Genomic DNA, 20,537 nt, shown 5'->3' on the forward strand with positions numbered 1-20,537 from the left:
TAGCCCATTGCGCGCGCTAACGGCCAGCCTGTGGCGGCGCGTTGTGCACGGTGCTAACGTGGCCACAGGCCCAACACACCCAGAAAAATAGAGGTCAAACAGATGCCTAACAGTCTCGCCGAAGTTCGCATGCTTGATAACGGCTATGCCCGCGAAGCGCGTTCGTTGCTGTATCACGCCTACCGTTACGACCCGACCTTTGCCTACCTGTTTGAAGCTGAGCGGCCCGGTTACGATCAGCGTGTGCGCGCCACGGTGCGTGAGCTGGTGCAGCAGCACTTTGCCGAAGACCTGCCAGCCATTGGTTTGCTGATTGATGATCGGCTGATCGGTATGGCGCTGATCGCACCGCCGCAACGGCGTATGGATATCACCGAAAGCTGGGGCTGGCGTATGCGTATGCTGCTGACCGCTGGTTTCCGCTGCACTAAGCGCTATCTGGAATACCACGATGCTGTGCTTGCTTGCCTGCCGCCAGGGCCGTATCACTTATTGCCATTGCTCGGTATTCACCCGCAGTACCAGGGTAAGCATTTGGGTGAGCAACTGCTTGAAGCGTTGCACAACTGGTGCGCCGAAGATGCCGGCTCGCACGGCGTAGTGCTCGATACGGGCAACGCGCACTACCTAGACTTTTACAAACGTCAGGGCTACGAGGAAGTTGGCACAGTGGCCATCGGCCCAGTCGTCGAGCATGTTTTCTTCCACCCCAGCCCACAGATGGCGGTTAAGGTCAGTGCCTGATTAACGCGCACTCGGTGTGTTGGGTTGCTCACCGAGTCGTTTCTAACCTAAATGTCCCTGTGCTAAATCGACCACTGGCTCGTGCTAGCATCTTCTCATGTCAGTTTTCCTCAATTTTCTCGCCGGGCTTTGCCTGCTACTGCTGAGTGCCACGGTCTTAGCTGAGGCCGAGCTGCGCGTGCGGGTAGAGCCCGCCAATAGCGCGCTAAAAAACAATATCGAAGGTCATATCGGTAGCCTCGGTGAGCGTGATGCCGAGGCGCTACAGCGCTATCGTCGGGTGGCCGAGGGTCAGGCGGAAAAAGCCGCCCAAGCCTTGGGCTACTACCATGCGCAAATCACTACCGAGGTAAGCGAAGGCAAGACGTCGCGCCTGACCTTGAGTGTCAAACCTGGCGAACCGGTCCGCCTGGGTGATGTGGTGGTGCGCATCGACGGCCCTGCGGCGCAACTGCGTGCCTTCCGCACCCCCCAAGACCCGCAGCTACGCAGCGGCGCACAGCTCAATCACGGGCGTTACGATTCAGCCAAGCGGGACATCCAGAACCAGGCCTCACGCTATGGTTTTTTTGCCGGGCGTTTCAGTCAGCAACGCCTGACCATCGATCCAGATGCCGGGGTTGCCGATATCGAGCTGATCTATGTCAGTGGCCCCCGCTACCAGCTCGGTGCAGTGCGTTTTCTCGGTGATGCACCCTTCGATGAACAGCTGTTGCAACGCATGGTGCCGTTCCCCGCTGATAGCCCCTATGACTCTGCGCTGATTGCCAAGTTGTATCAGGCGCTGCGTTCCAGTGGTTATTTTGAATCGGTGCAGGTGGATGCCAATCCGAGCAGCGCGGCGGCCGAGCAGATCCCGGTCGAGGTTCAGCTGCAGGTGCGTAAACCGCGCAGCATGGGGTTGGGTGTTGGGTTTTCTACCGATGTCGGCCCGCGCGGTAAAGGTAACTGGACCCGGCATTGGGCCAACCCGCAGGGACACAGTTATGGCGCGGAGTTCGAGCTGTCGGCCCCGCGGCAGAATGTCGGCCTGTGGTACGACATACCGCTTGACCCACCGCTGACCGATAAATTGCGGGTGGCCGGGGGCTATCAGGCAGAAGAGCTGGCCGACACTGACAGCAACAGCCGTCTGCTGACTTTCGGCCCGGAATGGCACAGCAAACTCGATAGCGGTTGGCAGCGGGTGGTGTCGCTCAAGTGGCGACACGAACAATACGATCTGGGTGACGACGCTGGTACCAGCACGCTGTTAATGCCCGGCATCAGCTACGCCTACCTGCAGAGTGACAATCAGATCGACCCGAATCACGGTTATCGCCTGCAGCTGGATCTGGCTGGGGCCGCCAAGGGGTTGTTGTCCGACGCCAATGTGCTGCACGGCAATGTTCAGCTTAAAGGGCTGACAACCGTATTCAAACGTCACCGCTTGCTGGGTCGGGTGCAAGTGGGCGGTACGGAGTCCAATGGCTTTGCTCGGGTGCCGCCGTCGCTGCGTTTCTTCGCCGGTGGCGACCAGAGCGTGCGCGGTTATGACTACCAGAGCCTGTCACCGGAAAATAACCAAGGTGACAAGGTGGGCGGCCGCTACCTGTTTACCAGCAGCGTGGAATACCAATACAGCCTGACTGAGCGCTGGCGGCTTGCGACTTTTATCGATCAGGGCAATACCTTTGAATCACTGCAGATTCCATCGTTGAAAAGCGCCGTGGGCGTTGGCGTGCGTTGGGTGTCACCACTCGGCCCGTTGCGTCTCGACTTGGCGCACCCGCTGGATGATCAAGGTGGCATCCGTCTGCACTTTTCCATGGGCCCGGAACTGTGACGCGCCGGCTGCGCTATGGCCTTTACGGCTTACTCGGGGCGCTGCTTGTTGTGTGCAGCGGTCTGAGCCTGCTGCTGGGTACGCAGGGCGGCAGCCGCTGGTTGCTGGCGCAGGTGCCGGGGTTACAGGTAGAGGGGTTTAACGGCCGCTTGGCGGGGCGCTGGAGTGCGGCAAACCTACGCTGGCAGCAGGGGCAAAACAGCGTGAAGCTGATCTCGCCGAACCTGGCTTGGTCGCCTGCCTGCCTGCTGCGCCTGACGCTATGTATCGAGCAGCTGCACAGCGGGCCGATCAGCTTGGAATTTCCCGCAGATGAGCAGGCCAGCAGCAAGCCATTCAGCCTGCCAAACCTCAGCCTGCCCCTGGCGTTGCAGCTGGGTGATGTGCAGATCGACAGCCTGCAGCTCAACGGCATCGAACAGCTACGGGCTTTGCAGTTGGCTGCGCACTGGACGCCGCAGGGTATTCAACTCGATAACCTCAGCCTGCACGCCGCTGACCTCGACCTGGTGCTACAAGGGCAGGTGCACACCACGGGTAACTGGCCCTTGCAGCTCAGCGGGCAACTGCAGTTGCCGGCGCCTGAGCAGCAAGCCTGGCCTGTAACGCTTGAGCTCAGCGGTGAGTTGCGCGAGCGGCTGCAACTAACGGCGAGCAGCAGCGGTTACCTGCAGGGCGAATTAAGCGGCTGGCTGCAACCTTTGGCAGAACACCTGCCTGCACAGCTGCGCGTGCAGGTCGCAGCCTTTAAGGCCAGCGCTGAGCTGCCGGACAGCCTGAGTCTTGAGCAGCTTGAGTTGACGGCCCAAGGCGATTTGCAGACGGGTTATCAGGTTATCGGCAGTGCCAACTTGCCGGCCGCCGAAGGGCCTGTGGCTTTGGCGCTGGCGGGTGTGGTCAAGGCTGACGGTGCGGCTGTCAGTAACCTCAGCCTGACTGCCAGCCCTGAGCAGCAGGTACAGCTCAGCGGCGAGCTGAACTGGCAGCAGGGCCTGAGCCTGGACAGCCGCTTCAAATGGCAGAACTTCCCCTGGCAGCGCCTTTATCCGCTGAGCGAGGCGCCGCCCGTGGCGCTGCGCACGTTGAATGGTGAGCTGGCCTATCAGGATGGCAATTATCTGGGGCATTTCGCCGCCGAATTAGATGGCCCTGCGGGCGCGTTTAGCCTGCAAAGCCCGCTGAGTGGTGACCTGCAGCATCTGTATCTCCCCGAACTGCGCCTGCAGGCCGGGCAGGGCCGCGCCGACGGTCAGGTCAGCTTGGGTTTTGCCGAGCAACTGAGCTGGGATGTACGTTTGCTGCTGAGCGAGTTTGACCCCGCCTATTGGCTGGCCGAGCTGCCGGGCAACCTGGCCGGTCCTGTGAACAGCGCCGGCAACGTGCTCAATGGGCAGCTCACACTCAACGCCGATGTCGATCTCAAGGGTCGCCTGCGTGGGCAGCCGGCCAAATTGCTGGCGACGTTTGCCGGTGGCCTGGAGCAGGGCGAGCTGAGTGCCCTGGATGTGCGCCTGGGTGACAACCGTATTAGTGGCCAGCTGGCGTTGCAGCAACAATTGAGCGGTAAGCTTTTAGTGGCGCTGCCGAAGTTGGGGCAACTCTGGCCTGGTTTGCAGGGCCAGCTCAGCGGTCAGTTGGATCTGACAGGCAACCTGCAAGCGCCTCAAGGCCAATTGCAGCTGCAAGGTCAGCGTTTGGCCTATGACAACCAGCGCCTGCAACAGCTCACCCTCGATGCGGGCCTGAACAGTGCCCAGCGCGGCCAGTTAACCCTGCAGGCCTTGGGCATTCAGCTTGGCGACACTGAACTGGGCCGCCTCGATGCGACAGCCAATGGCGATCAGCACCAGCAAAGCCTAGAGCTGCAACTGCAAGGCCCGTTAGTGCAAAGCCAGCTGGCGTTGGCCGGCAAGCTGGACAAGGGCAACTGGCGCGGCAGCCTCAGTCGCGGCCAGGTGCAAAGTGGTGGTCAAGACTGGCGCCTGCAACAGCCGGCTTCATTGGTGCGCCTGGCCAGCGGCCAGCTTAGCCTCGGCGCGCATTGCTGGCGCTCGGGCAACGCCAGCCTGTGCGGCGGTGAGCAGCGCCTGTTGCCGGAGCCTAAGTTAAGCGTTCAGCTCAGCAACTTGCCTATGGATAGCCTGGCGCCCTGGTTACCCAAGGATTTCACCTGGCAAGGGCAACTCAATGGCCAGCTGCAGCTTGAGCTGCCAGCCAGCGGTCCGAATGGACGCCTGGAATTGGATGCCGGCAGCGGCATCTGGCGTGTCCGCGATCAGCAGCAGTGGCTGGAGTTTGCCTATGACAGCCTGCGTCTGAATACCCAGATACGAGCGCAACGCATCGACAGTTCGTTGCTATTGCGTGGCCCAGCCATTGGCGAGCTGGCCCTGGATGCCATGCTTGATCCGCGTCCGGCGCGCAAGCCGCTGTCTGGCAGTTTCCGCCTCAACGGCCTGGACTTGACGCTGGTTCGGCCCTTTGTGCCAATGGTTGAGCGTATCGCCGGGCAGCTGAATGGAGCGGGCACGCTCTCCGGTGAGCTGTTAGCGCCGCAGATCAACGGCAACCTGCGCGTCAGCAATGGCGAAATCGCTGGTGGCGAACTGCCCATGAACATCGAGCAGCTGCAACTGCAGGCCCGCATTGAGGGCGAACGGTTACTGCTGGACGGTGATTGGCGCAGTGGCGAACAGGGCCAGGGCAGCCTCAATGGCGAACTGAGCTGGGCGGCTGGTTTGGCAGCAGATATGCAACTGCGGGGCAGCCGTCTGCCGGTAGCGGTTGAGCCTTATGCGACGCTGGAGGTTGAGCCAGACCTGCGTTTGAGCTTGCGCGATGAGCAATTGTCGGTGGCTGGCAAGGTGCTGATTCCCAGCGGCAAGATTGAGATCCGCGAGCTGCCGCCCTCAACGGTACAGATTTCCAGCGATGCGCATGTGCTGGGACGTGACCGTGCGCAGCAGCAGGCCACGGCGATTGCCATGGATATTGATGTCGACGTTGGTCAGGAACGCCTGACCTTCAGTGGTTTTGGCCTGAATGCCGAGCTGAAAGGCCGCGTGCATATCGGCAATGACTTGAACACGCGCGGTGAGTTGAGCCTGAATAAAGGGCGTTTCCGCGCCTATGGTCAGCGCCTGAATGTGCGCCGTGCGCGCTTGCTGTTCGCCGGCCCTATCGACCAGCCGTTTCTCGATATCGAGGCCATACGCCAGGTTGATGATGTCACCGCGGGCCTGCGCCTCAGCGGTAATGCGGCGCAACCGACCACTGTGGTGTTTTCTGAGCCGGCGATGAGTCAGGAGCATGCGCTGTCCTATTTGGTTATGGGCCGTCCGCTGGGGCAGGGCGGTGGTGACAATAATATGCTCGCCCAGGCAGCACTGGCCCTTGGCATGGCCGGCAGTGCGCCCCTGGTCAACAGCCTGGCGCAAGGTTTGGGGATCAGCGATTTCCAGCTTGATACCCAGGGTTCCGGGGTGACCACCAGCGTGGTCGCTAGCGGTAACTTGTCTGAGCGCCTGAGCCTGCGCTACGGCGTCGGGGTGTTTGAACCGGCCAATACCATCGCCTTGCGCTATGAGCTGAGCCGCAAGCTCTATCTCGAGGCTGCCAGCGGACTGGCCAGCTCCCTCGATCTGTTCTATCGCCGCGATTTTTAGCGCCGTTTCTGCGGGCAAACGCTGGATTAAGCCAGTTAATTCGCGTTTAAATTACCCCCCGCACTTAAAACGTCTGAGCGTTTAAGTCTAAACGGTGAAAATCACTATCACAGTCTCCATATACTGGCTGCCGCTGAGCACTGGCAGCCGTTGTGCTGACCGGTATAGCCCGATCGACTGTTTGCAGGCGCGCCAACCCGGCTTGCGTTCTACTTTACAGCGTTGCCTACCCGGCTATCGGACAAGCGATGGGTACCCACCTCGCGTTCACTAAAACAATAAGGAAATGAGCATGGAATTCGTCAACACCCTGGTTAATCAACTCAATGGCGTGGTCTGGGGCCCACCCATGCTGGTGCTGATTCTCGGCACCGGTCTGTTCCTCATGCTGCGTCTGAAGTTTATGCCGCTGAGCAAGATTGGCGCTGGCTTCAAACTGATGTGGCAAGGCCGCAAGAAAGGCGATGAGGAAAGTGGCGAAATCAGCCCCTTCCAAGCACTGATGACCTGCCTGGCGGCTACCGTCGGTACCGGTAATATCGCCGGTGTGGCCACCGCCATCTTCTTGGGCGGCCCAGGCGCACTGTTCTGGATGTGGTGCACCGCACTGGTCGGCATGGCCACCAAGTACTGCGAAGTGGTGCTGGCAGTGCATTACCGTGAGAAAGATAAGCTCGGCGATCACGTCGGCGGGCCGATGTACGCGATCAAGAACGGTCTGGGCAAAAAGTGGCTGTGGTTGGGCACTGCGTTCGCCATCTTCGGCGGTTTCGCCGGTTTCGGCATCGGCAACATGGTGCAGGTCAACAGTATGGCGGCGGCCCTGCAAACCACCTTCAACGTGCCCCTGTGGGTCACCGGTGTCGTCACCATGATCTTTGTTGGCATGGTGATCCTGGGCGGTATCAAGCGCATCGGTAAGGTCGCTGCGACCCTGGTACCGTTTATGTGCGTGGCCTACATCATCGCCGCCATGGTGGTGCTGGTGGTTAATGCCTCGGAAATCCCGGCAGCCTTTGAAATGATCTTCACCTATGCCTTTAGCCCTGCCGCTGCGACCGGTGGTTTTGCCGGTGCGGCAGTGATGGCGGCGATCCGCTTCGGTGTGGCGCGCGGTATCTTCTCCAACGAAGCAGGTTTGGGTACTGCTGGTATCGCGCAGGCGGCCGGTACCACCAACAGCCCAGTTCGCTCGGGGATGATCGGCATGCTCGGGACTTTTATCGACACCATCATCATCTGCTCGATGACTGGCCTAGCGATCATCACCTCTGGTGTGTGGACCAGCGGTGTTAGCGGTGCAGCCTTGTCGGCCGCAGCCTTTGAGTCGGCCATGCCTGGCGTGGGCGGCTACATCCTGACTATCGCCTTGGTGGTGTTTGCTTTTACCACTATTCTCGGCTGGAGCTACTTCGGCGAAAAGTGCTGGGAATACATGGTTGGCACCAAGGCGATCCTGCCGTTCCGTATTCTCTGGGTGGTGGCAGTGCCGTTTGGCGCGATTGCCCAGCTGGATTTCGCCTGGCTGGTGGCCGATACCCTCAACGGTTTGATGGCGATTCCTAACTTGCTGTCACTGCTGTTACTGAGCCCGATCGTGGTCAAACTGACCAAGGATTACTTCGCAAAAAATTGATGTATCGGTTGGGCGAGCAAGGTAGTCTGACTCACTGCTCAGCTTTGCCTACCGTCTTCGTGAGGGCGCGGGCTTGCCATTAGGCAGGTTCGCGCCCTTACTGATTAACCCTCTCTAATTTTGCTGAAAAGGATCGTTCCCATGGCACAAGTCACCCTTAAAGGTTCCCCGGTTGAAGTCACCGGTCAACTGCCACAGATTGGTCAACAAGCACCGGCGTTCAGCCTGGTTGCCGGTGATCTGAGTGATGTCAGCCTGGCCAGCTTGGCCGGCAAGCGTAAAGTTCTGAATATTTTCCCAAGCGTTGACACCCCGACCTGCGCCACCTCGGTACGCGCATTCAACGCCAGTGCCAGCAAGCTGAGCAACACTGTGGTGCTGTGCATTTCCACCGACCTGCCGTTTGCTCAGGCACGTTTCTGCGGCGCCGAAGGCCTGGAGAATGTAGTCAACCTATCGACCATGCGTGGTGCTGACTTCCTGGCCAACTACGGTGTGGCCATCGCCAGTGGCCCGCTGGTGGGTGTGGCTGCCCGCGCGGTTGTGGTACTGGATGAAAATGACAAGGTGCTGCACAGCGAGCTGGTTAGCGAAATCGCCGACGAGCCGAACTACGACGCAGCCATGGCTGTGCTCAAGTAAAAGCATAACGTTATAAAAAAAGCGGCCTACCGGCCGCTTTTTTTATGGCGCAAATAACCTGGGTTACTGGGTCAGCATGGCCATTGACTCAGGTGAATAGCGTTCACCCGCCGCCGCCTGTGGAGGGAAAATCGCACTGATTGCTGCGAGTTCGTCCGGGCTCAAACTGATCTCCAATGCCGCGATGTTTTCCTCTAGATAACGCCGCTGTTTGGTACCTGGAATGGGCAGCAGATCATCACCCTGAGCCAATACCCAGGCCAGTGCCAGTTGCGACGCTTTGACACCTTTGTCGGCGGCGAGGGCTTCCACCTGTTTCACCAATTGCAGGTTGCGCGTGAAATTTTCACCCTGGAACCGTGGGCTAAAACGCCGATAGTCGTCAGCAGCAAAATCCTCCGGGCTTTTAAACGCACCGGTGAGAAAGCCCCGACCCAAGGGGCTATAAGGCACGAAGGCAATCCCCAAACGACGGCAGGTGGCGAGCACCTCATTCTGCTCTGGGTCTCGCGTCCAGAGTGAATACTCACTCTGCACCGCACTGATCGGGTGCACGCGATGAGCGCGCTCCAGTGTTTCTGCGGCCACTTCACTCAAGCCGAGATAACGCACCTTTCCCTGTTGCACGAGCTCTGCCATGGCACCGACGCTGTCTTCAATCGGTACGCTGGGGTCGATGCGATGTTGGTAATACAGGTCGACATACTCGGTATTCAGGCGCTCTAGGCTGCCGACAATCGCCTGCCTGATGTACTCGGGGCGGCCGCTGACACCGCGCTTTTGCGGATCAGCAGGGTCACGCAGCAAGCCAAATTTAGTCGCAATAAAAGCATCCTGACGCTTGCCCTCCAGCGCGCGCCCCAGTAACTGCTCATTACTGTGTGGGCCATACGCATCGGCTGTGTCGAAGAAGTTCAGGCCCAGTTCCAGAGCCCGATGCAAGGTGGCAATCGACTCTGCCTCATCGACGTTACCCAGATAAAACTCACTCATGCCCATGCAGCCCAAACCAATGGCAGAAAGCTGAGGGCCATTGCGGCCAAGCAAACGGTTTTTCATGGAAATGTCCTCGTGTGTAAAAAGAACAACCAGCTTGCAGCTTGAATAAAGACGAATAAACAGGCTAAAAGGCCTTTCACTATTTAAATAATCTAAACAATCAGGTGGTTCATGGATCGATTGTTAGCCATGCGAGTGTTCACTCGGATTGTTGAATTGCAGGCTTTCGGGAAAGCAGCCGATAGCCTCGCGCTACCGCGAGCATCCGTGACGCAGTTGATCAAACAGTTAGAAGCCCACCTAGGTGCGGCTTTACTGCATCGCACGACGCGTCATGTCAGCCCGACACTGGATGGTCAGGCCTACTACCAGCGCTGTGTAGTCTTGCTCGCAGAACTTGATGAACTTGAAGGGGCGTTTGCTGGCGGCGGCAATAACCCCCACGGCAAACTGCGTATTGATCTACCCGCCTCATTGGCCCAGCGCGTGATAGTGCCAGCGCTGGCTGATTTCGTTCAGCGCTACCCACAGCTTGAACTGATGCTGGGAGCCAATGATCGCCCTGTAGACCTGATTCGCGAAGGGATCGATTGTGTACTGCGCGCAGGCGAGGTGTATGACACCCGTTTAGCCGCTCGACCGATTGCCAACTTGCGGCAAATCACCTGTGCCAACGCGGACTACCTGCAGAGAAACGGCATGCCTAGTAGCTTGGCTGAGCTGCAGCAGCACCATGCGGTAAATTTTTTCTCAGCCCTTACAGAGCGTTGTTTTGCCCTGGAATTTATGGTCGATGGGGCGCTGGTGCAGGTGTCACTGCCGGCCCGCATCAGCACCAGCAGTGCTGAAGCTTATGTGGCCGCGTGTGAGGCCGGGTTGGGAATTATCCAAGTTCCCTACTATCACGTACGCAAGCAGGTAGAGCAGGGGCTTTTGCACGAGGTACTCGCTGCATTGCCTCCACCAGACTTGCCGCTTACAGCGCTTTATCCACCTCATCGTCAACTCTCGCCGAGGGTGAGGGTCTTTATTGATTGGTTGAGCGAACTGTTTTCCGTGGTTTAAACCAGCTGAATCATTGACCTGCAACCTGCCTGCGCATCCATGACGCTGTCGAGTGAGCGTTTTCATTTATGGACCAGACATTTAGTTACGTAAGAGAAAGGTAAATAGGCGGTAAAGAGCCTTTGCAGAGTGACTGATAGTGAATATCGTTCAGCCTCCCTAAGGAAGTGATAGTCGCCATGCCTGATACACAGCTCATCAACCGTCCCCGCAACCTGTCACGCCAATGGCTGATCGGCCTGCTCGCGCTCGCGGCGCTGAGCCTGCTGCTCTGGTGGTTCTGGCCGAGCCCGGCACAAACGCCGGAAGCCGGTCGAGGCCGTTTTGGCGATATGGGGCCGGTCCCGGTGCGCGTGGCCAGGGTTAGCCAGGGTGATTTCCCGGTTGAGCTCAAAGCCCTAGGCACGGTCACGGCCTACAACACGGTGAATGTGCGCGGCCGGGTTGATGGCCAATTGGTCAAGCTGCTGTTTAAGGATGGCCAGCAGGTCAAGGCGGGTGAGCTGCTCGCGGTGATTGACCCGCGCCCTTATGAGATCGCTCTGCAGCAGGCACAGGGCGCACTGCAAGAGCGCCAGGCGCAGCTGCGCAATGCCGAGTTGGACCTAAAACGTTACCGCGGGCTGTATGACGAAGACTCGATTGCCAAGCAAACCCTCGATACTCAGGAAGCCTTGGTTAACCAATACCGCGGTGGGCTCAAGAGCTTGCAGGCTGATGTAGCCACGGCGCGCTTGAACCTCGATTTCACCCAGGTGCGTGCGCCCATCAGCGGTCGTTTAGGCATTCGCCAGGCCGATGTGGGCAATTTGCTCAGCTCCGGCGATGCGCTGCCACTGGTGGTCATCACGCAAACCTTGCCAATAGCCGTGATGTTTACCCTGCCGGAGGCCGAATTACCGGCGGTGGTGCAACAATTGCGCGGCGGAGAAACCCTCACCGTCGAGGCGTGGGACCGCAGTGAAAAACTAAAACTGGCAGAAGGCGAGCTGGAGAGCGTCGACAACCTGATCGATACAGCCACCGGCACGATCAAGCTCAAGGCGCGTTTCGCCAACGCCGAAGAGCTGCTGTTTCCCAATCAGTTCGTCAACGTGCGCCTCAGGGTGAAGACCTTGCAGGAGGTCACGTTAATGCCCTCGGCAGCGCTGCAATTCGGCGCCACTGGCACCTTCGCCTATGTGGTAGACGCAGACGATAAGGTTCAACTGACGCCCATCAGCATTGGCGCCAGCGATGGCGTGGTCACGGTGGTTGAGCAGGGCCTCAAGCCGGGTGATCGCCTGGTGCAGGAAGGCACCGATCGCCTGCGCTCGGGTAATAAGGTCGAGGTGATCAGCGACAAACCCGCCGCTACTGAGACCGAGCCGACCACAGCTGAGCGCAAACGAGCGCCGCGCGCCGAATGAACGCCTCCCGCCTGTTTATCCTGCGCCCGGTCGCCACTACGCTGATCATGTTGGCGATCTTCTTGAGCGGCCTGATCGCTTATCGGCTGCTGCCGGTCTCGGCGTTGCCGGAAGTGGATTACCCGACCATCCGCGTGCTGACCTTGTATCCAGGGGCTAGCCCGGACGTGATGACCAGCGCCGTCACCGCGCCACTGGAGCGCCAGTTCGGCCAGATGGCCGGACTGAAACAAATGTCCTCGACCAGCTCAGGCGGCGCCTCGGTGATTACCCTGCGCTTCAACCTTGAAGTGAAGCTGGATGTCGCCGAGCAGGAAGTGCAGGCGGCGATCAATGGCGCGAGCAATTTGTTGCCCAGTGATCTGCCAGCGCCGCCGGTGTACAACAAGGTCAACCCAGCCGACACCCCGATACTGACACTGGCCATCCGCTCGAACACCCTGCCTCTGCCAGAAGTGTTCGATCTGGTGGACACTCGTCTCGCGCAAAAACTCGCGCAAACCAGCGGCGTCGGTCTGGTTACTCTCGCGGGTGGCCAGCGGCCGGCGGTGCGGTTGCGGGTCAATCCTGAAGCGCTGGCTTCCTATGGTTTGAACCTCAGTGATGTACGCACGCTGATTACCGCCAGCAACGTCAACCAGCCCAAAGGCAACTTCGACGGCCCAACCCGGGTGTCGCAATTGGACGCCAACGACCAGCTGAAATCCGTCGACGAATACCGCGAACTGATCCTCGCCTACAAGGACGGCGCCACCCTGCGCCTGAAGGATGTTGCCAGCATCATCGACGGTGCGGAAAACCAGCGCCTGGCCGCCTGGGCCAATCGCAACGAAGCGGTACTGGTCAACGTACAGCGCCAGCCCGGGGCCAACGTGATCGATGTGGTCGACCGTATCCAGACGCTGTTGCCCAACCTAACCCAGAGTTTGCCGGCCAGCGTCGAGGTCAGTGTGCTGACCGACCGCACCGAGACCATCCGCGCCGCAGTCAAGGGCGTGCAGCATGAGCTGCTGCTGGCCATCGCCCTGGTGGTATTGGTGACCTTCCTGTTTTTGCGCAAGGTTTCGGCGACTCTCATTCCATCCATTGTCGTGCCGCTGTCTTTGATTGGCACCTTCGGCGTGATGTACCTGGCCGGCTTCACCATCAATAACCTGACGCTGATGGCGCTGACCATTGCCACCGGCTTTGTGGTGGACGATGCCATCGTCATGCTGGAGAACATCGCGCGGCATCTGGAGGAGGGCGAAACCCCGCTGAATGCCGCGCTTAAAGGTGCTAAGCAAATCGGCTTTACCCTGGTCTCTTTGACCATCTCGCTGATCGCCGTGCTGATTCCACTGCTGTTTATGGCCGATGTGGTCGGCCGGCTCTTCCGCGAATTCGCCATCACTCTGGCGGTGGCCATCCTGATTTCCCTGGTGGTGTCGCTAACCCTTACGCCGATGATGTGCGCACGCCTGCTCAAGGCAGAAAAACCCGAAGAAGAAGGGCGCTTCTACCGCGCGGCCGGCGCGGTGATCGACGGCATGATTGCCCGTTACGGCGTGTGGCTGACCTGGGTGCTTAAGCATCAGCCGCTGACGCTGTTTGTCGCCATTGGCACGATGGCGCTGACGGTGGTGTTGTACCTGGCCGTACCCAAGGGCTTCTTCCCGGTGCAGGACACCGGGGTGATTCAGGGTATTTCCGAGGCGCCGCAGTCAATTTCCTTCAAGGCCATGAGCGAACGCCAGCAGCGTTTGGCCGAGGTGGTTTTGCAGGACCCGGCCGTGGCCAGCCTGTCGTCCTATATCGGTGTCGACGGCGACAACCCGACGCTCAATAGCGGCCGCCTGCTGATCAACCTGACGCCACGGGCCGAGCGCGATGTCAGCGCCAGCCAGATCATCGAACGGCTGCGTCCCGAGTTGGCGCGGATTCCCGGCATCGAGCTGTACCTACAGCCGGTGCAGGATTTGTCCATCGAGGATCGAGTCAGCCGCACCCAGTTCCAGTTCAGCATGGAATCGCCGGATAGCAGCCTGCTGGAAGCGTGGGTGCCCAAACTGGTCAGCGCCCTGCGCGAGCAGCCGGAGCTGCGTGACGTGGCCAGTGACCTGCAAAACCGGGGCTTACAGGTGTTTTTGCAAATCGACCGCGACTTAGCCGGCCGTCTCGGTGTGAGTGTGGCGGACATCGACAACGCGCTGTACGACGCCTTCGGTCAGCGGCAAATTTCCACCATCTACACCCAGGCCAGCCAGTACCGCGTGGTACTGGAAAGCGAGAATGCCGGCAGCATCGGCCCGGCGGCGCTGCGGCAAATTCACGTCAAGACCGCCGATGGCCAGCAGGTCGCGCTGTCGACCCTGGCGCGGATTGAGGAGCGCGCCGCCAGCTTGCTGATCAACCATATTGGCCAATTCCCGGCGGCAACCCTGTCGTTCAACCTGGCCAGCGGTGTATCGCTCGGTGAGGCCGTAGCGGTGATCGAGCGGGTCGAGCAGGAGATCGGCATTCCGGCTGCTGTGCAGAGCCGCTTCCAGGGAGCGGCAGAGGCTTTCCGCGCGTCCTTGTCGAGCACCTTGCTGCTGATTCTGGCGGCCATCGTTACCATGTACATCGTGCTTGGGGTGCTCTACGAGAGCTATATCCATCCGATCACCATTCTTTCCACCTTGCCCTCGGCCGGTGTTGGCGCGCTGCTGGCGTTGCTGATTAGCGGCAACGAGCTAGGGCTGATTGCAATCATCGGCATCATTCTGCTGATCGGCATCGTTAAGAAGAACGCGATCATGATGATCGACTTCGCCCTCGACGCCGAACGCAACCAGGGCATGGCGCCTGAAGCGGCGATCTACCAGGCGGCGCTGCTGCGCTTTCGGCCAATTTTGATGACCACCCTGGCCGCGCTATTTGGCGCGATTCCACTGATGCTGGCCACCGGCTCCGGGGCCGAACTGCGTCAGCCATTGGGGTTGGTGATGGTCGGCGGGCTGTTACTCAGCCAGGTGCTGACGCTGTTCACCACACCGGTGATTTACCTCTACTTTGATCGTCTGTCGCGGCGCATCAGTGGCCGTAGCGCGGCCGGGCTTGTTGTCAGCCGATGAACCTCTCCGCGCCCTTTATCCGCCGGCCGGTGGCAACTTTGCTGCTGAGCCTGGCGATTCTGCTGCTCGGCGGCGTCAGCTTCGGCCTGCTACCGGTAGCACCATTGCCGCAGATGGATTTTCCCACCATCACCGTGCAGGCCAGCCTGCCCGGCGCGAGCCCGCAGATCATGGCCTCCAGCGTGGCCACGCCGTTGGAACGCTCGCTCGGCACCATCGCCGGCATTAGCCAGATGAACAGCCGTAGCAGCCAGGGCAGCACGCGGATCATGATTCAGTTCGATCTGGATCGAGATATCAACGCCGCCGCCCGTGAAGTACAGGCGGCGATCAACGCCTCGCGCGAGCTGTTGCCCAGCGGTATGCGCAGCATGCCAACCTACGCCAAGGTCAACCCGTCGCAAGCGCCGATTATGGTGCTGTCGCTGACCAGCGAGGTACTCGACAAAGGCCAGCTGTACGACGTGGCCTCAACCATCTTGGCGCAGAAGCTTGCCCAGGTAAGCGGCGTCGGTGAAGTGCAGATTGGCGGCAGCTCCTTGCCCGCCGTGCGTGTGGCCCTGGAGCCGCGCCTGCTCGATCAGTACGGCATCGCTCTGGATGAAGTGCGCCAGAGCATCAGTGCGGCCAACGCCAAACGGCCAAAAGGCGCCGTGGAAGATGCAGAGCGGCACTGGCAGGTGCAGGCCAGCGACCAACTGGAGAAAGCCGCCGATTATCTGCCGCTGATCATTCGCTACCAGGATGGCGCTGCGGTGCGCCTGGGCGATGTCGCCACCGTCACCGATGGCGTCGAGGACCGCTACAACAGTGGTTTTTTTAATGATGAACAGGCCGTGCTGCTGGTGATTAACCGCCAGACCGGCGCCAATATCATCGAAACCATCGCCGGCATTCGCGAGCAGTTACCCGCTTTGCGCGCGGTGATTCCCGCCAGCATCGAGTTGCAAGTGGCGATGGATCGCTCGCCGGTGATCACCGCGACCCTGCATGAGGCCGAGCAGACCCTGCTGATTGCCGTGGTGCTGGTGATTCTGGTGGTGTTCGCCTTCCTCGGCCGTTGGCGTGCGGCGCTGATTCCGGCATTGGCGGTGCCAGTGTCGCTGGTCGGCACCTTTGCGGTGATGTACTTGCTGGATTTCTCCCTGAATAACCTGTCGTTGATGGCGCTGATCATCGCCACCGGCCTGGTGGTGGACGATGCCATCGTGGTGCTGGAGAACATCTCGCGGCATATCGAAGCCGGGGAGACGCCGATGGCGGCGGCCTTCAAGGGTGCGCGTGAGGTGGGCTTTACCTTACTGGCGATGAACCTCTCCTTGGTTGCGGTGTTTATCTCGATCCTGTTTATGGGCGGTATTGTCGAAAGGCTGTTTCGCGAGTTTTCCATCACCCTGGCGGTGGCCATCGTGATTTCCTTGTTGGTGTCGCTAACGCTGACGCCGATGCTCTGCGCGCGCTGGCTCAAAGCTGAAACTTCCGAACACCGCCCCAGCGCCATGCAGCGTTGGGGCGGTGCTGTGCAAACGAGGGTGTTGGCGTTTTACGCGCGGGGTTTGGACTGGGCACTCAAGCATTCCCTGCTGATGCTGTTCAGCCTGCTGGCGACCATCGCGCTGAATATTTTCCTGTTTGTCAGCGTGCCGAAAACCTTTATGCCGCAACAGGACACCGGGCAATTGATCGGCTTTATCCGTGGTGATGACGGCCTGTCCTTTCAGGTCATGCAGCCGAAAATGGAAATCTACCGCCGCGCGGTGTTGGCCGATCCGGCGGTGGACAGCGTGGCCGGCTTTATCGGTGGCAGCGGCGGCATCAACAACGCCTTTATGATCGTGCGCCTCAAGCCGGTAACTGAACGCAAGATCAGCTCGCAAGCGGTGATCAGCCGCCTGCGCGAGACCGTGCCAAAAGTCCCAGGCGGGCGGATGTTTTTGATGCCCGATCAGGATCTGCAGATCGGCGGGCGGGAAGGGCGTAGCTCGGAAAACGAATACATGCTGCTGTCCGGTGATCTGGATGCGCTGCGCAAGTGGCTGCCTCCGGTGCGCGAAGCGCTGCGCGCACTGCCGGAGCTGACCGATATTGATGCGAAGGAAGTTGAAGGTACGCAGCAGATTCGTCTGGTGGTGGACCGTGATGTGGCCAAACGCCTGGGCGTGGACATGAACATGATCACTGCGGTGCTCAACAACGCCTTCAGCCAGCGGCAGATTTCCACCATTTACGACAGCCTTAACCAATACAGCGTGGTCATGGAGATCAACCCGCAGTTCGCCCAATATCCCGAGACGCTTGATCAGATTCAATTGATTACAGCAGAAGGTGCGCGCGTGCCGTTATCCAGCTTTGCGCGCTGGGAGCGCAGCCTGGAAGAGGATCGCGTCAGCCACCAGGGCCAGTTTGCCGTGGAAAATATCGGCTTTGCCCTGGCCGAAGGCGTTAGCCTCGATCAAGCCACCCAAGCCATCAACAACGCCATTGCGCGGGTCGGTTTACCGACCGAGGTGCAAGGCATGCTGGGCGGTACCGGTGGGGCGTTCCAGCAAACTCAGCAGAACCAGCCGTGGATGATTCTGCTGGCGTTGGTGGTGGTGTATATCGTTCTCGGCGTGCTCTACGAGAGTTATATCCACCCGCTGACCATTCTTTCCACCTTGCCCTCGGCCGGCGTCGGCGCGCTGCTTGCGCTGCAACTGATGAGCATCGAATTCAGCCTGATCTCACTGCTCGGATTGTTCCTGCTGATCGGCATCGTTAAGAAGAACGCCATTCTGATGATCGACCTGGCCCTGCAGCTTGAACGTCAGCAGCACCTGAGCCCGCAGGAGTCGATTCGCCAGGCCTGCCTACTGCGTTTCCGTCCGATCATGATGACCACCCTAGCCGCGATTCTCGGTGCGCTACCGCTGATGCTCAGCAGCGCCGAGGGCGCGGAGATGCGTCAGCCGCTGGGCATCACCATCGTTGGCGGGTTGGTCTTGAGCCAGCTGCTGACCCTGTACACCACCCCGGTGATCTACCTGTACTTCGACCGCCTGCGCCACCGGGTCAACCGTTGGCGTGGCGTGCGCACCGACGCTGCTCTGGAAACCCCGTTATGAAGGCTTTATTTGCTTACCGTTTACCCACCTTGCTGGCGTTAAGTTTGACCCTGAGTGCCTGTGCCATCGGCCCGGATTACCAACGCCCGCAGCTGCAAGCCCCGACGCAGTTCAAACAGATCGAAGGCTGGACCCAGGCCAAGCCCGGCGATGCACTGGAACGCGGCAACTGGTGGCAGCTGTATGGCGACACCGAGCTGAATACCCTGGCCGAACGGTTGAATATCTCCAACCAGAATCTCGCCGCCAGCGAGGCGCAATATCGTCAGGCCCGCGCCCTGGTGCGCGGCGCGCGCGCAGCGTTCTACCCGAGCCTGTCAAGCAGCGCCGGAGCCACTCGCAGCAGCCAAGGTAGTGGTTCAAGCAGCACAACTACCAGCACGGGCGGTATCAGCAACAGCTATGACCTGAGCTTGAATGCGGCCTGGGAGCTGGATATCTGGGGTAAGTTGCGCCGCTCGCTGGAGTCCAGTCGCGCCGGTGTTGAGGCCAGCGCCGCCGATCTGGCGGCACTGAAACTCAGCCTGCAAGCGGAGCTGGTGCAGAACTACCTGCAATTGCGCGTGCTGGATGATCAACAGCGCTTGCTCGATGCCACGGTCGCGGCCTATGCGCGCTCGTTGAAACTCACGCAGAACCAGTACAACGCCGGCATCGTGCCGAAGTCCGATGTCAGCCAGGCATTGACCCAGCTGAAAAGCACCCAGGCCCAAGCGATTGACCTGAAATGGCAGCGCGCACAGCTCGAACATGCGATTGCCGTCTTGATCGGCGTACCGCCCAGCGAGCTCAGCATCGCCGTGCGCGAGAAACTTCCAGTGCTGCCCGAAATCCCCGTGGCTTTGCCGTCGCAGCTGCTGGAGCGCCGTCCGGATGTCGCCGCCGCCGAACGCCGGGTAATCGCCGCCAACGCTAATATCGGAGTGGCTGAAGCCGCGTGGTACCCAGATCTGACTATTTCCGCCAGTGGCGGTTACCGTGGCAGCAGCTTTGCTGACTGGTTCGATCTGCCTAACCGCTTCTGGTCTCTTGGCCCACAGCTGGCGCTAACCCTGTTCGATGGCGGCGCACGCAGCGCAGAGCTGGAACGCACGGAGGCCGCTTACGATCAGACCGTGGCGCAATACCGTCAGTCCGTGCTCGACAGCTTCCGCGAAGTGGAGGACTACCTGGTGCAGCTGCGCGTGCTGCAGCAGGAAGCAGTGGTGCAGCAAGAAGCCTTGGATGCCGCTCGTGAATCCCTGCGCCTAATCGAAAACCAATACCGCGCCGGCACTGTCGACTTCAACAGCGTGGTTAACGTACAGGCCACGGCGCTGAATAACGAGCGCAGCAACCTGTCCCTGCTGGGCAGCCGCTTAACTGCAAGCGTGCAGCTCATTGCCGCGCTCGGCGGCGGCTGGCAGCAACAGCAGTGGTTGGAAGAAAGCCCTAACGCGGTAAACCAGCCTGCTCCAGGCACAGTTGATACAGCCGCTCCTTAAGGGCGTTGCCGGCCTGGCCCAAGTTGGGTTGGGCATACAACGTTAAGTGCATGCCCTCGATAGCCGGCAGACTGTCGATAATCTGGTGTTCAGCCTGCAGCACGCGACGGGGTAGCAGGCTGATACCCAACCCTGCTGCCACTGCTGCACAAACGCTGGCCAGGCTGGTACTGGAATAGCTGATACGCCAGTTGCGCGCTTGCATCTCCAGCGCTTGGATCATTTCTTGGCGGTACAAACCGCCGGGGGCAAACACCACCAGAGGTAAAGGTCCCCGCTGCTCGGCCGGACGCTGGCGGCTGTCGACCCAACACAAGGGCTCTGGCCAAGCAGCCAGGCAATCGCTGCCGGGGTTCATCTGTTTGCTCAGCAACACATCAAACTGGCCTTCACGGTACTGGCGCAACAGCTCAGGGCTGAGCCCGCTGCTGACCTCCAAGCGCACACTGGTTTGGGTGTCAGCAAAGTTGGCGAGCAAAGGAATTAAGCGCTCAGCAGCAAAATCCTCCGGAACACCGAGGCGCAGTACGCCCTCGCTGTGTTGATGGCGTAGCACGTCTTCAGCCTCATCGTGCAGCGCCAGAATGCGCCGCGCGTAGCTGCACAGCTGCTCGCCTTCGGTGGTCATCTGTATCTGTCGCGCGCTGCGGTCGAGCAGGCGATAGCCGAGGCTGTCCTCCAGGCGACGTATTTGCTGGCTGACAGTCGACTGGGTGAGGTGCAAACGCTCAGCCGCACGGGTGAAGTTGCCGCAATCGGCCACGGCAACAAAACTGCGCAGGAGCAGGTGATCGAGCATCAAAGTATTCCCGAATCAAATGGTAAGCATGCTTATATTTAATTTCAGCATACTTTGCGGGGTCGGGATA

Annotated in this window: 12 protein-coding genes; 10 read left to right on the forward strand and 2 right to left on the reverse strand. The window is 59.9% G+C overall.

Annotation, left to right across the window (positions count from 1 at the left end):
- The first annotated feature begins 102 nt into the window (after nucleotides 1-102).
- The 5 genes from BMZ32_RS10130 (at nucleotide 103) to tpx (ending at nucleotide 8,512) form a co-directional block, all read left to right on the forward strand.
- Nucleotides 103-744: a GNAT family N-acetyltransferase gene (locus tag BMZ32_RS10130; protein WP_090241850.1), complete on the forward strand. Its 642-nt coding sequence runs from the start codon at nucleotides 103-105 to the stop codon at nucleotides 742-744.
- 97 nt (nucleotides 745-841) lie between these two features.
- Entirely contained in the window at nucleotides 842-2,569 is a 1,728-nt protein-coding gene (locus tag BMZ32_RS10135) for an autotransporter assembly complex protein TamA (RefSeq protein ID WP_090241851.1), read from the forward strand.
- On the forward strand, nucleotides 2,566-6,234 hold the full coding sequence (locus BMZ32_RS10140; protein WP_090241852.1) for a translocation/assembly module TamB domain-containing protein: 3,669 nt from the start codon (nucleotides 2,566-2,568) through the stop codon (nucleotides 6,232-6,234). The genes BMZ32_RS10135 and BMZ32_RS10140 overlap by 4 nt, the downstream gene beginning before the upstream one ends.
- Nucleotides 6,235-6,526: 292 nt before the next feature.
- Entirely contained in the window at nucleotides 6,527-7,870 is a 1,344-nt protein-coding gene (locus BMZ32_RS10145; protein ID WP_090241853.1) for an alanine/glycine:cation symporter family protein, read from the forward strand.
- Nucleotides 7,871-8,011: 141 nt separating this feature from the next.
- The gene (gene tpx, locus BMZ32_RS10150; RefSeq protein ID WP_090241854.1) at nucleotides 8,012-8,512 is read left to right on the forward strand and encodes a thiol peroxidase; all 501 of its coding nucleotides are present in this window, start codon (nucleotides 8,012-8,014) and stop codon (nucleotides 8,510-8,512) included.
- A 63-nt stretch (nucleotides 8,513-8,575) separates the two neighbouring features.
- On the opposite strand, the gene BMZ32_RS10155 is transcribed toward tpx, so the two are convergent.
- A complete protein-coding gene (locus BMZ32_RS10155) occupies nucleotides 8,576-9,571 on the reverse strand; it encodes an aldo/keto reductase (protein ID WP_090241855.1) in 996 nt (331 codons plus the stop codon).
- A 111-nt stretch (nucleotides 9,572-9,682) separates the two neighbouring features.
- On the opposite strand from BMZ32_RS10155, the gene BMZ32_RS10160 reads away from it, so the two are divergent.
- From BMZ32_RS10160 to BMZ32_RS10180, 5 genes are all read left to right on the forward strand, one after another.
- Complete coding sequence (locus tag BMZ32_RS10160) at nucleotides 9,683-10,576, forward strand: LysR family transcriptional regulator (protein ID WP_090241856.1); 894 nt, start codon at nucleotides 9,683-9,685, stop codon at nucleotides 10,574-10,576.
- Nucleotides 10,577-10,755: 179 nt separating this feature from the next.
- Nucleotides 10,756-11,985, forward strand: a complete 1,230-nt coding sequence (locus tag BMZ32_RS10165) for an MdtA/MuxA family multidrug efflux RND transporter periplasmic adaptor subunit (protein WP_090241857.1) — start codon at nucleotides 10,756-10,758, stop codon at nucleotides 11,983-11,985.
- Entirely contained in the window at nucleotides 11,982-15,080 is a 3,099-nt protein-coding gene (locus BMZ32_RS10170; protein WP_090241858.1) for an MdtB/MuxB family multidrug efflux RND transporter permease subunit, read from the forward strand. Before BMZ32_RS10165 ends, BMZ32_RS10170 begins: the two co-directional genes overlap by 4 nt.
- Entirely contained in the window at nucleotides 15,077-18,184 is a 3,108-nt protein-coding gene (locus BMZ32_RS10175; RefSeq protein WP_090241859.1) for an efflux RND transporter permease subunit, read from the forward strand. Before BMZ32_RS10170 ends, BMZ32_RS10175 begins: the two co-directional genes overlap by 4 nt.
- Nucleotides 18,181-19,668, forward strand: a complete 1,488-nt coding sequence (locus BMZ32_RS10180) for an efflux transporter outer membrane subunit (protein WP_090241860.1) — start codon at nucleotides 18,181-18,183, stop codon at nucleotides 19,666-19,668. The genes BMZ32_RS10175 and BMZ32_RS10180 overlap by 4 nt, the downstream gene beginning before the upstream one ends.
- On the opposite strand, the gene BMZ32_RS10185 is transcribed toward BMZ32_RS10180, so the two are convergent.
- A complete protein-coding gene (locus tag BMZ32_RS10185; RefSeq protein ID WP_090241861.1) occupies nucleotides 19,616-20,467 on the reverse strand; it encodes a LysR family transcriptional regulator in 852 nt (283 codons plus the stop codon). The genes BMZ32_RS10180 and BMZ32_RS10185 overlap by 53 nt on opposite strands.
- Between the last annotated feature and the right edge of the window lie 70 nt (nucleotides 20,468-20,537).

Origin of the sequence: Pseudomonas guineae (assembly GCF_900113745.1) — a bacterium.
Classification (GTDB): Bacteria; Pseudomonadota; Gammaproteobacteria; order Pseudomonadales; family Pseudomonadaceae; genus Aquipseudomonas; species Aquipseudomonas guineae.